The sequence below is a fragment of the Cupriavidus sp. CP313 genome (genome assembly GCF_054072015.1).
The window spans coordinates 173,643-186,997 of the sequence record NZ_JBSVZB010000001.1; the positions used below are offsets into that span (position 1 = coordinate 173,643).

12 protein-coding genes and 1 pseudogene are annotated in these 13,355 nt (G+C 67.4%); 8 read left to right on the forward strand and 5 right to left on the reverse strand.

What is annotated here, in order from left to right:
• The first annotated feature begins 1 nt into the window (after position 1).
• Together ACW4E8_RS00790 and ACW4E8_RS00795 are read left to right on the forward strand one after the other, a co-directional pair.
• Positions 2-1,021 (forward strand): TerC family protein, encoded by a 1,020-nt coding sequence (locus ACW4E8_RS00790; protein WP_456802771.1) that lies wholly within the window; start codon positions 2-4, stop codon positions 1,019-1,021.
• Positions 1,022-1,045: 24 nt separating this feature from the next.
• On the forward strand, positions 1,046-1,471 hold the full coding sequence (locus tag ACW4E8_RS00795; protein ID WP_456802772.1) for a universal stress protein: 426 nt from the start codon (positions 1,046-1,048) through the stop codon (positions 1,469-1,471).
• Positions 1,472-1,499: 28 nt separating this feature from the next.
• Here ACW4E8_RS00795 and ACW4E8_RS00800 read toward each other — a convergent pair whose 3' ends face one another.
• Positions 1,500-3,698: a TonB-dependent receptor family protein gene (locus ACW4E8_RS00800; protein ID WP_456802773.1), complete on the reverse strand. Its 2,199-nt coding sequence runs from the start codon at positions 3,696-3,698 to the stop codon at positions 1,500-1,502.
• Positions 3,699-3,787: 89 nt separating this feature from the next.
• On the opposite strand from ACW4E8_RS00800, the gene ACW4E8_RS00805 reads away from it, so the two are divergent.
• Together ACW4E8_RS00805 and ACW4E8_RS00810 are read left to right on the forward strand one after the other, a co-directional pair.
• A complete protein-coding gene (locus ACW4E8_RS00805) occupies positions 3,788-4,837 on the forward strand; it encodes an RNA-guided endonuclease InsQ/TnpB family protein (protein ID WP_456803018.1) in 1,050 nt (349 codons plus the stop codon).
• A gap of 329 nt (positions 4,838-5,166) precedes the next feature.
• On the forward strand, positions 5,167-5,787 hold the full coding sequence (locus ACW4E8_RS00810) for a flavodoxin family protein (RefSeq protein WP_456802774.1): 621 nt from the start codon (positions 5,167-5,169) through the stop codon (positions 5,785-5,787).
• Between the two features lie 73 nt (positions 5,788-5,860).
• Here the strand turns inward: ACW4E8_RS00810 and ACW4E8_RS00815 are convergent, their stop codons facing one another.
• Entirely contained in the window at positions 5,861-6,382 is a 522-nt protein-coding gene (locus ACW4E8_RS00815; protein WP_456802775.1) for a LysR substrate-binding domain-containing protein, read from the reverse strand.
• A 25-nt stretch (positions 6,383-6,407) separates the two neighbouring features.
• On the opposite strand from ACW4E8_RS00815, the pseudogene ACW4E8_RS00820 reads away from it, so the two are divergent.
• Positions 6,408-6,611 (forward strand): annotated as a pseudogene (locus tag ACW4E8_RS00820) (MFS transporter); the annotation flags it as partial.
• A 10-nt stretch (positions 6,612-6,621) separates the two neighbouring features.
• Here ACW4E8_RS00820 and ACW4E8_RS00825 read toward each other — a convergent pair.
• Together ACW4E8_RS00825 and ACW4E8_RS00830 are read right to left on the reverse strand one after the other, a co-directional pair.
• Positions 6,622-7,443 carry an HpcH/HpaI aldolase/citrate lyase family protein gene (locus ACW4E8_RS00825; RefSeq protein ID WP_456802776.1) on the reverse strand — a complete coding sequence of 274 codons (822 nt, stop codon included), beginning with the start codon at positions 7,441-7,443 and terminating at the stop codon, positions 6,622-6,624.
• Positions 7,444-7,454: 11 nt separating this feature from the next.
• Positions 7,455-8,627 carry a CaiB/BaiF CoA transferase family protein gene (locus ACW4E8_RS00830; RefSeq protein WP_456802777.1) on the reverse strand — a complete coding sequence of 391 codons (1,173 nt, stop codon included), beginning with the start codon at positions 8,625-8,627 and terminating at the stop codon, positions 7,455-7,457.
• Positions 8,628-8,752: 125 nt separating this feature from the next.
• Between ACW4E8_RS00830 and ACW4E8_RS00835 the strand changes: the two genes are divergently transcribed.
• Together ACW4E8_RS00835 and ACW4E8_RS00840 are read left to right on the forward strand one after the other, a co-directional pair.
• On the forward strand, positions 8,753-9,730 hold the full coding sequence (locus ACW4E8_RS00835) for a LysR substrate-binding domain-containing protein (protein ID WP_456802778.1): 978 nt from the start codon (positions 8,753-8,755) through the stop codon (positions 9,728-9,730).
• A gap of 107 nt (positions 9,731-9,837) precedes the next feature.
• The gene (locus tag ACW4E8_RS00840; protein WP_456802779.1) at positions 9,838-10,821 is read left to right on the forward strand and encodes a tripartite tricarboxylate transporter substrate binding protein; all 984 of its coding nucleotides are present in this window, start codon (positions 9,838-9,840) and stop codon (positions 10,819-10,821) included.
• Positions 10,822-10,878: 57 nt separating this feature from the next.
• Here the strand turns inward: ACW4E8_RS00840 and ACW4E8_RS00845 are convergent, their stop codons facing one another.
• Positions 10,879-11,793 (reverse strand): LysR substrate-binding domain-containing protein, encoded by a 915-nt coding sequence (locus ACW4E8_RS00845; protein ID WP_456802780.1) that lies wholly within the window; start codon positions 11,791-11,793, stop codon positions 10,879-10,881.
• 377 nt (positions 11,794-12,170) lie between these two features.
• On the opposite strand from ACW4E8_RS00845, the gene ACW4E8_RS00850 reads away from it, so the two are divergent.
• Entirely contained in the window at positions 12,171-13,328 is a 1,158-nt protein-coding gene (locus ACW4E8_RS00850) for a methyl-accepting chemotaxis protein (protein WP_456802781.1), read from the forward strand.
• The last annotated feature ends 27 nt before the right edge of the window (positions 13,329-13,355 follow it).

Genomic DNA, 13,355 nt, shown 5'->3' on the forward strand with positions numbered 1-13,355 from the left:
CATGGATACCTTTGCCACCGCCCCGATGTGGGCCGGCTTCCTGGTCCTGGTGCTGGGGACGCTGGTGGTGGACGTGTTCGTCCTTGGCGGCCGGCACGCGCACCGCGTTTCAACGCGCGAGGCGCTGGGCTGGACCCTGGCCTGGTCGACGCTGGCCGTGCTCTTCGGCATCGCGCTGTGGTGGCTGCTGGCCGGAAGCGCCGGACGCGAGGCCGCAGACCGCAAGGTGCTGGAGTTCTATACCGGCTACCTGATCGAGCTGTCGCTGTCGGTCGACAATATGTTTGTGTTCGCGATGATCTTCGGCTATTTCGCGGTGCCGCCGGAGTTGCAGCGCAGGGTGCTGCTGTTCGGCGTGGTCGGTGCCATCGTGATGCGCGCTGTCATGATCCTGCTCGGCGTGTGGCTGATCAGCGAATTCTCGTGGATCCTGTACGTGTTCGGCGTGTTCCTGCTGTTCACCGGCATCAAGATGCTGTTCGTCTCCAGGCGTGCCCCCGATCTCTCGCGCAATCCCATCGTTCGCTTCTTGTGCGCGCATATGCGGATCACCGCGGACTATCACGGCGAGCGCTTCTTCGTGCGCATGGACGGCCTGCGCCATGCGACGCCGATGTTCCTGGTGGTGCTGCTGGTCGAAGCGACCGACCTGGTGTTTGCCGTCGACAGCATTCCGGCCATCTTCGCCGTCACCACCGACCCGTTCATCGTCTTCACCTCGAACATTTTCGCCATCATGGGGCTGCGGGCGCTGTATTTCCTGCTGGCCAACCTGGCGCAGCATTTCCACTACCTGAAGTACGGCCTGGCCATCGTGCTGGCCTTTATCGGCGCCAAGATGCTGGCCGAGCCGTGGTTCCATGTGCCGGTGCACTGGTCTCTCGGCGCCGTCGCCATGACGTTGCTGGTGTCGGTCCTGGTCAGCCAGGCCAGGGCCCGGCGGACACTTGCGCACGCCGGCGACGAGCTGGGTGGCCACTGCGCGTCGCGCCAGCGCAGGGCTGGCAACCGGCGCACATGAGAAACGGGTTCTAAGGAGCGATGCATGAACAAGATCCTGCTTGCGACCGACGGGTCGGCCTATAGCGACGCGGCCGCGCGCTACCTGGTACAGAATCCCCTGCTCAGCCGCGATTTCGTGGTGCACGTGGTGCACTGCGAGCCGGATGTGGCTGGCGACATCAAGACCTTCATCGACCGGTCCACCCTCGATGCCTGGCATCGCGAACAGAACGACAAGGCGATGCAGTCCGTGGCCAGCATCCTGGGCGAAGCCGGTATCGCTTTCGAGTGCCATGGCTTCGTCGGCTTCGCGCCGACCCGCATCGTCGAGTATGCGGGCAGCATAGGCGCCAGCCTGATCGTGATGGGATCGCACGGCCGCGGCGGCTTCCTGGATGCCATCATCGGCTCGGTGGCCAGGCGAGTCCTTGCCCACGCGCACTGCCCGGTGCTGCTGGTCAGGAGCTAGCCACAGGCTGAGCGTTATCCGGCGCGGCTCAGAGGGCGGCGCGCAGGCCCACGAAGAAGCGCCGCCCCGGCGCGGGTTCGAAATACCGCCCGTTGGCCTCGTTGACAATCACCGAGCCGATGTAGCGCCGGTCGGTGAGGTTATCGATGCGGCCGAAGACGTAGAGCCGGGTCGGGCCGATGCGGAACTCATAGCCGGCGCGCAGGTTGAACACCGCATAGCCTGGCGCCGCCTGCGTGTTGAGGTCGTCGGCGTAGACGCGGCTGTCCACGCGCATCTCGGCCCCCAGCGTCAGCGGCGCTGCCGGCCGCCATGACAGGTCCGCGCCCAGGCTGTGGCGCGCGGTGCCGGGCAGGCGGTTGCCGGCCGCCACGGTCTGGCCCTGCGCGTTGACGAAGCTGTCGCCAAAGTAAGCATCGAGCCAGGTATAGGCCAGTCCTGCCTCGATACGGCTGCCGCCGCCCTTGCCCGGCGTGCCCACCTCACCGAGAAAGCCGCCGCGCCAGCCCAGTTCGAGGCCGCGCCGGTGCACGCCGCTGACATTCTGGTAGACGGTGCGCCCGGCATTGTTCGATTGCGGCACCACTTCGTCGTGGCTGTCGGCATCGAACAGCGCCGCCTCCAGCCGCTGCCCCGCCGCCTGCCACTTGATGCCGACCTCGCCCTGGCGGCTGGTGGAGGCCTGCAGCCCCAGGTTGCTGCCGACGCCGCCGGGGCCGTAGGCGACTTCGGTCAGCGTCGGTGTCTCGAAGCCGCGGCCGAGGTTGGCGTAGACGTTGAGGGAATCGAGCGCGTGCCACACCACGCCAAGCACGGGGCTGACGTTGCTGTAGGTCGCGCTGCCACTGTCATCGGGGCTGGCCGCATTGATGAAAAGGTCGTCAATGCCAAGCCGCACCCGGCTGGCGCGCACGCCGCCCACCAGTTGCCACGCCGGGTGGAAGCTCCAGTCGAACTGTGCAAAGGCGCCAAGGTCGGTCGCGGTATTGGTCTCGTCGCGGCGCAGCGCGCCCTGCGTGCCGTTCTGGTTGACGTAGCCGTTGCGGCCGTCGCGCATGCCGTTGGCTTCCAGCCCGGCGCTCCACAGCAGCGGCAGGCCGGCGGCGGTGGTGGTGCGCCGGCTCCATGACAGCGCGGCGCCGCCGTAGGTGCGGTCCAGGTCGACGATGCCGCCGGCCGAATTCGGCGCGGCACCGCTGAAGCCCAGCCGCTGGTACAGGTTGCGCGTGCCGCCGTACAGGCGTGCCGACAAGCTGTCGGTCCCGGTCAGCTGGTGGTCCACCACCACGCCGGCCTGGGCCTGCTCGACGTTCTTGCCGGTATCGAACTGGGTCGCGGCGGGCACCGCCTGGCGCGGGTTGGCATCGGCCTGCGCGCGCGTGAGCCCCAGCGGGTCCTGCGCCAGCGGCTGGTTGAAATAGTTGAACTGGCCGGTCACGCGCGTGCCGCTGGCCGGCTGCGCCACTACCTTGGCATTAAGCTGGTAGCGGCGCGCCGCGCTGTGGTCGCGGTAGCCGTCGGTCTGGTACGTCCAGGCATCGAGCGAGCCGCCGAGCCGGTCGTTGCCGCCGGCCAGCGCGATACCCGCCTGCCACTGGCCATCCGAGCCGAAGCCCGTCGACGCGCGCCCGCTAAAGCCATCCTTGGGCGGATCGGGCGTGAACACCTGCACCACGCCGCCCGACGCATTGCCATACATCTGCGCAAACGGGCCGCGCAGCACCTCGACGCGGCTGGCGTTGGCAAGGTCGGCAGTGGAAGCCTGGCCCTGCCCGTCCGGCATGGTGGCGGGGATGCCGTCGACATACAAGCGCACGCCACGCACGCCGAAGGTAGAGCGCGTGCCAAAGCCACGCACCGCCAGTTGCAGGTCCTGCGAGTAGTTCTGCCGGTCGCGCACCGCCACGCCCGGCACGCCGGCCAGCACCTCGGACAGGTTCACCAGCGGCGTGGCGCTGCGCAGCGGATCGACCGGCACGCTGTCCACCGCCGCCGGCGCGTCAAAGCGGCGCTGCTCGCTGCGGCTGGCGCTGACCACCACGTCGGGCAGCGTTTCGGCGGTGGCAGCGGCCACTGCCGTGCCGGGCGGGTCGGCGGCACGCGCGCCGGCGCTGGCCAGGACCAGCGCGGCGAACGCCAGCGCGGAGCGGTTCGCGAACGCGATGCGGGGGATACCGGAACGGCGCTGCTGCCGGACCGCCAAAATCTGCCTGCCGCCTGGTTTCATCAGACTTGCTCCGAGAAACCCCGGCTTTCAGTGCGGGGAGTGAAAGGAGTGCTGCCGGCAGCAAGCAATCCCAAATTAGAATGACCGGCATGCTTCTCGTCTATCGCTACCGGGTAAAGTCGCTTTACGGCCTGCTCAATCAGCAGAGCCGCGTAGTGAACTACGTCTGGAACTTCTGCAATGACACGCAGAAGCACGCGCTCAAATGGGGCAAGAAGTGGCCAACGGGTTTCGACCTGAACGTGTTGACGACCGGCAGCAGCAAGGAGCTTGGCATCCATTCGGGTACCGTCAACGCGGTTTGCGAGCAGTACGCCAAGTCGCGTAGCCAGCACCGCCGGCCGTACCTGCGCTATCGCGGTCGCAGGTCCCTCGGTTGGGTACCCCTCAAGGGGCGAGATCTCAAGCGTTCTGGCGATGCGTTCCGCTTTGCTGGCAATACGTTTCGCGTTTTCAGCTCCCGTCCCCTTCCCGAAGGCAAGATCAAGGACGGTACGAATTTCTCCCGCGACGCCCGGGGCAACTGGTTTCTGAATATCGTGATTGAAGTTGCCGACACCCAGGCCCGGTCCCCGGCATGCGGCGTCGGAATCGATCTTGGCTTGAAGGACCTTGCCACACTCTCCACCGGCGAGAAGATCGAGAATCCGCGCCACCTTGGCCAACTCGAGCAAGCCCTTGCCAAAGCGCAGCGTGCGCGCAAGAAACGACAGGCCACGAACCTCCACGCGCGCATCACCAATGCGCGGCGTGACTTCCTGCACAAGCTCTCGCATCGCATCGTGCGGGACTTTGACTACATTGCGGTGGGTAACGTGAATGCCGCCGGCCTCGCCAGGACCAGCATGGCGAAGTCCGTCCTCGATGCGGGCTGGTCGTCCTTCCGCACAATGCTCGCGTACAAGGCGATTGCGCATGGCGCGTGGTATGAGGAAGTCGACGAACGTTTCACTACCCAGGTTTGTTCTTCGTGCGGCACGATGCCGCCGGAGAGGCCGAAAGGTATCGCAGACCTCGGAATAAGGCAGTGGGTATGCAGTGAATGCGGTGCTGTACATGATCGTGATGTGAACGCTGCGCTAAATATCCTTGCCCGATCGGGACATCGATCGCCTGCAGAGGGAATCTCCTCCCTTTAGGGAGGGGAGGATGTCAAGGGATCGGAAGCGGTTGCGGGTTCTGGCGCGGAGGGTGGGGGCGCCGGGCACAGGTGAATGTGTCGCAACTTTATCGTGTCCACAGCACTATTGCCACGCGCATGGCTGCGGGAAAAACCCGCGGAAGAGACAATGCCGGGGCCGGATTCCAGATGTTCAGGAAAATTCAACAACTGATTGCATAGACGCTCACGCAACCAACCCTACGGCTCCCTACACTCCTTTCACCACCCGCCGCAACCGCACCAGTCCACCACGCGATGCAGCATAAGGGTATTCAGATCTTCGCAACTACCTAGGGATCCGCCATCATGACCACCGCACACACCCGCGTCGCCATCGTCTACCACAGCGGCTACGGCCACACCGCCAAGCAGGCCCAGGCCGTTGCGCGCGGCGCCGGCAATGTCGCAGGCGCAGAAAGCCTGCTGATTCCGGTCGAGGACATCGACCAGCACTGGGACACGCTGGAGCAGGTGGACGCCATCATCTTCGGCGCGCCGACCTACATGGGCAGCGCCTCGGCACAGTTCAAGGGCTTTATGGACGCCACCTCGCGCAATGTCTTTGCCAAGGGCGGCAAGTGGGCCAACAAGGTCGCAGCCGGCTTCACCAACGCGGCCTCACGCTCCGGCGACAAGCTGGCCACGCTGCAGCAGATCGCGATCTTCGCGGCGCAGCACGGCATGCACTGGGTCAACCTGGGCCTGCCCCCGGGCCACAACAACTCCAAGTCGACCGAGGACTCGCTGAACCGCCACGGCTTCTTCCTGGGCGCCGCCGCGCAGTCCAACGCCGATGAAAGCGCCGACGTGGTGCCGCCGCTGGCCGACCTGCGCACCGCCGAGCACCTGGGTGCCCGCGTGGCCGAAGTGGCGCAGCAACTGGTCGCCGGCCGGCGTGCGCTGGCTGAACTGAAAGAAGCTGCCTGATCTCGTCGCACCCAGACTCATCGGCCCCCATGGGGCCGATTTTCTTTTCCGGGGCAGTCGCGAGCCTGGGCGGTCAGTACAAAACTTCCAGCTCGTCGAACAACTCGCTGTCCTTCTGCGCCGCCGAGCGCGCGCGGCGCCGGATTTCCTGCAGCAGGCAGTCGGTGAAGCACTGCGCCGCGGGACTGCGCACCGCGTTGTGGCGCGTGATGACGCCGAGCCGGCTGGTCTCGAACTGCTCGGCCAGCGCAAAGGCGTGGACCCAGCCGCCCATCGGCTCGGTCAGCAGCAGCGGCCGCGGGCAATAGCTGATCATGCCGGCATTGCGGATCAGCTCCAGCACCAGCGCGGTGGAATGCGCGCAATGCAGCCGCGCCGGGTCGATGCGCGCTTCATGCTGCCAGAACAGGTTGCGCATAAAGGACTCGTAGCTGGCCGCGGTGTAGTTGACAACCCAGTCCTGCTCCAGCAATCCGTGCAGCGACCGCTCACCCGCGCACGGGTGCCCACGCCGCGCGATCACACACGAGGTGTAAGCAAGCAGCGGCTCGCACTCGAATTCCTGCGTGGACATCGCCGCCGTGAACGGCCCCACCGCAAAGTCCAGCGTGCCTTCGCGCAAGCGGGGCAAGGCAAGCGGGCTGTCGGTGGTCTATTGCATCGGCGTGCTGGTGTTCGGCGGCTTCGCGCAGCTGATCGCCACCTGGCTGATCGAGCTGACCGGCAATGCCAGCGCGCCCGCGCTGTATGTGATCGGCTGCGGCCTGATTTCGCTGGTCGGGCTGGCGATGGTGCCGGAGACGGCGGGCAAGCGGCTGGACTGACGGTGGTGGACTAGGCGCCGGCCAGGATCCGGCGCGCACGTTCCAGCACCGGACGATCCACCATCTTGCCGTCGACTGCCACCGCAGCGCCATCCGCAGCGGTGGCCGCGGCCATGACACGCTCGGCCCAGTGCCGTTCATCGGCCGACGGCGTCAGTCCGTCGTGCACGCCGCGGACCTGGCCCGGATGGATCAGCAGCTTGGCGCCAAAGCCGAAGTTCCGGGCGCGGCGCGTTTCCGCGGCAAGCGCGGCGTCATCGCCTATCGCGGTGCAGACGCCATCCACGGGCGCGGGCAAACCCGCCGCGCGGGAATGGAGCACCAGCCGGCTGCGAAAGTAGTGCAGCGCTTCGCCGTCGTCCTGCACATCGAGATCGAACATCAGGTCGATGCTGCCGAACAGCAGCTGGACCACGCCGCCGGCACGGGCCAGCTCGCGCAAACCGGCGAAGCCGGCGGCGTTCTCGACCAGCGGGAAACAGCGCACACCGGGCAATGCCGCAGCCAGCGCGTCTGCGCCGGCCGGGTTGGCCTTCGGCAGCACGATGTCGGCGACACCCTGTGCGCGGCACCAGGCGAGATCGTCTTCGTAGTACGCGGTATCGGCCCCGTTGACGCGCACCAGCATGGCGACGCCAGCCGCCGCTGCCTGTTCGCCCAGCGCCACCCATGGGGCGGCAAGCCCGTCGCGGGCCGGCCCCTTGTCAGCGGGCGCGACCGCATCCTCGAAGTCGACGATGACGGCATCGGCACCGGAGCCGATCGCCTTGGCGATGCGCTCCGGACGCGAGGCCGGGACAAACAGGTAGCTGCGCGGATTGGCGATCGGCATGGCTGCTCCTTTCAGACTGCGCCGACCGAGCGCAACGCGGCAATCTGCGCCGCGGTCTGGCCCAGCTCGGCCAGGATGGCATCGGTGCTCGCGCCGAGCGACGGAATCGGGTCCATGCGTGCCTCGGTCATGCCCGGCGGCAGCAACGCCGGCACGGGACCCACCGGCGTGTCGACCTGGCGCCAGCGCTGGCGCGCCGCCAGCTGGGGGTGGTCCCAGACGTCAGCGATGGTATTGACCCGCGCATTGGCAATCTTGGCGGCCTCCAGCCGGTCGACCGCTTCGGTGGCGGTCAGGCCCGAGAAGCTGTCGACGATGCGCGCGCGCAGCGCCGCGCGGTTCTGGTTGCGCAGGCTGTTGCTGGCAAAGTCGGGATGCATGGCGAGATCGGGTTCGCCCAGCACTGCCTCGCAGAACACGACCCACTCGCGCTCGTTCTGCAGTCCCAGCATCACGGTCTTGCCATCGCCGGTCGGAAACGGGCCATAGGGATAGATGGTGGCGTGCGCCGCGCCCGCGCGCGGCGGCGGCTCGGCGCCATCGAAGGCATAGTAGAGCGGGAAGCCCATCCACTCCACCATCGATTCCAGCATCGAGATGTCGATGCGCTTGCCGCGCCCGGTCTTGCCGCGTTCGAGCAGCGCGGCGAGGATATTGGTATAGGCATACATGCCGGCCGCAATATCGGCCACCGAGGCACCGGCCTTGACGCCGTCCTCCGGCGTGCCGGTCACGGAGACAAAGCCGGACTCGCTCTGGACCAGCAGGTCGTAGGCCTTCTTGTCGCGGTACGGGCCGTCGCTGCCATAGCCCGAGATATCGCACACGATCAGGCGCGGGTACTTTTCGCTCAGGCTGTCGAAGTCCAGGCCCAGGCGCGCGGCCGCGCCGGGCGCGAGGTTCTGCACCAGCACGTCCGCGCGTTCGAGCAGTCCGGCCAGCACGGGGCCGGCCGCTGCGTGCTTGACGTCGAGCGTCAGGCTCTCCTTGGAACGGTTGGTCCAGACGAAGTGCGACGACAAGCCGCGCACGCGCGTGTCGTAGGCGCGGGCAAAGTCGCCGCTGCCAGGCCGCTCGATCTTGATGATGCGCGCGCCCAGGTCCGCCAGCTGGCGAGTACAGAACGGGGCCGCGATCGCCTGCTCCAGGGAAACGACGGTGATGCCTTCGAGGGGATGGGGCATGGTGGTATCCGGTTTTGCGCAATGTCCTGACGGCAATCTACCGGACCGGGCCGCACCTGGGAAATACCGATTGCCGAGGGGATCATAAGTAAAATGAATACTTTGGAATTCTCCCGGAGCCTGCCATGGACCTGCGCGCCATGCGCTATTTCATCGCCATCGTCGACCAGGGCAGCCTGACGCGGGCAGCCGAAGTGGTCTGCGTGGCGCAGCCCGCACTCAGCCAGCAACTGGCGGCGCTGGAAAAAGAGCTGGGCGTGCCGCTGGTCCACCGCGGCGCCAAAGGCGTCAAGCCCACGGAAGCCGGCCGCACGCTCTATCGCCACGCCCGCAATATCCTGCGGCAGGTGGAGATCGCCGGTGCCGAGGCCCGGGTGGCGGGCACGGATGTCACCGGCATGGTTGCCATCGGCCTGCCCACCACGGCGGCAGCGGCATTCGGCATGCCGCTGATCCGCGCCGTGCGCGCACGCTATCCGCAGATCCGGCTTCAGCTGTTCGAGAGCATGAGCGGCTATATCTCGGAGCTGCTGGACCACAACCGGCTGGATTTCGCCATCCTGTTCCGCGATGTGCCGTCGCGCGCGGTGGAACTGGAGCGGCTGGCAAGCGAATCGCTTTACGTGGTCGGCACGCTTCCCATGGCGCGCGGGCGTGGGAAGGCGCAACTGAAGTCTCGGGCGCAGGCCAGCGCAGAAGGCACTACGGTTGCGATCAAGGCACTGGGCGACCTGCCACTCGTGCTGCCAAGCGGCTCGCAGGGCCTGCGCGAAGTGGTCGAGCTTGCCTTCGCGCAGGCCGGCGTGCCGCTGAACGTGGTGGCCGACCTGGATTCGCTGCCCTTCCTGCTGGCGACCGCGCGCGAGGGCCTGGCCTGCACCATCCTGCCCGCGTCGTCGCTGTCCGACGCGGACAGCGAAGTGCCGCGGCACCTGATCGTGCCGGAACTGCGCCGCACGCTGTCGCTGTGCTGGCCACGCGCGCTGCCGCGGACCAGCGCGGCCGAGGCCGTGGCGGAGGTGCTGCGTGAACTGGTGGCCGAGCGCATTGCGGCGGGCGGGTCGCTCAAGTCGCTCATTCCGCCGCCTGCAGCCGATCAATAAAACTTATGCCCGTAGTCGGCGATTGAATTTCACGCCGGCGCGGCAGTCGGCTAGAGTTGCCACCAGCCTGGGCCGGCATTCACGGCCCCGCAACTCCAGGAGACACCATGCAACGCACCCGCCGCGCCCTGGCAGCCGCCGCTGCCCTGGCCGCCTGCCTGCCGCTGTTCAGCGCCAGGGCCCTCGCCGCCGACCCCTATCCGTCCAAGCCCATCCAGATGATCGTGCCGCAGGCGCCGGGCGGCACCAACGATATCGTCGCGCGCCTGGTCGCCGCGACCCTGTCGCAACGGCTCGGCCAGCAGGTGGTGGTGGAAAACCGCCCGGGCGCCGGCGGCAATATCGGCACCCAGGCAGCGGCCCGCGCCACGCCGGACGGCTACACGCTGCTGATGACCATCAGCAGCACGCAGGCCATCAACCCGTCGCTGTACCGGAGCATCCCGTTCGATCCGGTCAAGGATTTCGAGCCGATCGCACCGGTGGCAAGCGTGCCGAACGTGCTGGTGGCCAATCCCGCCTTCCCCGCCAAGTCGCTGCCCGAGCTGATCGCGATGGCCAAGGCCAAGCCGGACTACTATCGCTATGCCTCCGCCGGCAATGGCACGCTGAACCACCTGCTGGGCGAGATGCTCAACAGCATGGCCGGCATCAAGCTCGAACACGTGCCCTACAAGGGCGTCGCGCCGGCGCTGAACGATGTGCTGGGCAACCAGGTGCCGCTGGCCTTCGCCAGCCTGCCGTCGGTGCTGGCCCATATCAAGGCGGGCAAGGTGCGCGCGCTCGGCGTCAGCTCCGCCAAGCGCTCGCCGTTCGCGCCGGACATTCCCGCGATCAGCGAAACCGTGCCCGGCTATAGCGGCGACCTCTGGGTCGGCCTGTTCGCGGTCAAGGGCACGCCGAAGGACGTGACCCAGAAGCTCGGCCAGACCATGCAGGAGATCCTGGCGGACAAGACCCTGCGCGACAAGCTGGCGGCACAGGGCGCCGAAGTCATGACGGGCACGCCGCAGCAGTTCAGCAAGATGCTGGCGTCCGACATGGACAAGTGGGCCCGCATCGTGAAGGCATCGGGAGCGCAGGTGGACTAAGCGCAAAACGGGCACCCAGACGGCACGCCAGTGGGCATGCCGCCACTCCCGCCCCCCCTATCGGGCAACGAGCGCCGCCAGCTCCGCCGTCCGCTCCGCCACGAAATCCCGCAGCACCCGCAGCAGCGGCGTCACCTGCCGCCGCCCCGGCACCACCATGTACAGCGGCGACGCCTCGGTGCCCCAGTCCGTGCAAAGCGCCTGCAAGCGCCCTTCGGCCAGGTCCTCGGCCACATCGAAATAAGCCTTGTACGCGATCCCTTTGCCGAGCAGCGCCCAGCGGTGCACCGCGTCGCCGTCGTTGGAGACGTTGAAGGCCCGCACGCGCACCGTGACCGCATCGGTGCCATGGCGCCAGAAGCGCCAGCGGTCATGCACCTCGTCGCCGAGCATGTAGCACAGGCAGTTGTGCTTCGACAGCGCCTGCGGCGTGTCCGGGGTGCCGTGCTGCGCCAGGTATTGCGGCGACGCGCACAGCACGCGGCGGTTGTCGGGCGCCACCGGCAAGGCGACCAGGTTGGAGTCCGGCGGCTCGCCATAGCGGAACGCCGCGTCCACCGGATCGCTGTAGATATTGGCGATGCGGTCAGTCAGGTGCAGACGGATCTCCACCTGTGGGTGCCGGGCCTGGAAGGCGTCGAGCCACGGCAGCAGCAGGTTGCGGCCGAAATCCGAGGTTGCCGACAGCTTCAGCGCCCCGCGGAATGCCTGCACGCCGGTGGCCAGTTGCTGGCCGACCTGCTGCAACGCGTCCAGCGCCGGCCGGCCTTGTGCCAGCAGCAGTTCACCCGCCTGGGTCAGGCGCATGGTGCGGGTGGACCGCACGAACAGTTGAACACCCAGTTCCGCTTCCAGCCGCTTGAGCGCGGCGCTGGCGGCGGCCGGCGTCAGGTCCAGCGCCCGCGCGGCGGCCGACAGGCTGCCGCTGTCGGCGGTGCGCACGAAGATATCCAGGTCTTGCAGGGCCTTCATAAGTCGATTCCCGGGGCTGGCTGTGATCTTCAAATTTTAATTGATAGCCGCAGCAAATGATGCGGGGTTTTTCAAAGGAAAGGCCGGTGGGACGATGGCGCATCGACACACTGCTCCCACGAGGAACCCAACCATGGTCGCCCCGCAGCTGTTCAGCCCCCTGCCCCTCGGCGCGCTCTCGCTGCCCAACCGCATGGTGATGGCACCGATGACCCGCGCCCGGACTACGCGGCGGCGGCGTAGGCCGGCTTGCCCAGGAAACTGCTAAAGACCGCACCGTCCCGGCCGTTAAACAAGAGTTGGCCAGCGAAGACATTGGCAAGACAGGCAGCCGGCACGCCGTGCCTGCACTTCTGGGGTGGAAACGGGAGAGAGACATGCAGAACCTGGGGATTCGCATACGCCTGGGCGCGGCGTTTGGCGCCATGTGGTCGCTGATGGCGATCGGGATCGCGGTGGCCTTGCCGCGGATGCAGGATGCGGCCGATGCGCGGCGCCTGTTGATCGCGTTGGGCGTGGGTGGGCTATGCCTGGCGGTGGGCGCGGTCTGGGCGCTGGCGCGCAGCATCGAGGCGCCGTTGTCCGAAGCCGTCTACATTGCCGAAACCGTGGCGGCGGGCGACCTCAGCCAGGAGTTCGACACCGAGCGCGGCGGCGAGTTTGGCCGGCTGCTGGGCGGCCTGGGCGAGATGGAAGACATGCTGACCGATCTGGTGACACGCATCCGCGCTTCCACTGATTCGATCACCGCCGCTTCGCACCAGATTGCCGCGGGCAATACCGACCTGTCGCAGCGCACGGAAGAGCAGGCGGCGGCGCTGGAAGAGACCGCGTCGAGCATGGGCGAGCTGACCTCGATGGTGCAGCAGAACACCGAACGCGCGCGCGCCGCCAACGGGCTGGCGGCAACCGCATCGGGCATCGCCGCGCGCGGTGGCGAAGTGGTGGGCAATGTGGTGCAGACCATGTCGGCGATCAGCGCCAGCTCGCGCAAGGTCACGGACATCATCGAAGTGATCGAAGGCATTGCCTTCCAGACCAATATCCTGGCGCTGAACGCCGCGGTGGAAGCGGCGCGCGCGGGCGAGCAGGGCCGCGGCTTTGCCGTGGTGGCGGGCGAGGTGCGCACGCTGGCGCAGCGCAGTGCGTCGGCGGCGCGGGAGATCAAGCAGCTGATCGACGATTCGGTGCAGCAGGTGGACAGCGGCTCGGCGCTGGTGGGCCAGGCCGGGGAGACCATGCAGGAGATCGTTCAGGCAGTGGCCAGCGTGACCGGGCTGCTGGGCGAGATTACGGCGGCATCTGAACAGCAAAGCGCCGGGATTGCGCAGGTCAATGAGGCGGTGGCGCAGATGGACACCGTGACGCAGCAGAATGCGGCGCTGGTGGAGCAGGCGGCCAGCGCCTCGCACGAACTGGCGGGCCAGGCCACTGAGCTGCAGCGCGTGGTGGGCGAGTTCAAGCTGGATGCCGAACCGGCGTCGGCACAAGCGCCGGGGCATGGCGCATTCAGGCAGGTTGCTGCGTTCGCCTAATGTAGCCACTTCGGATTGAGATCTGAC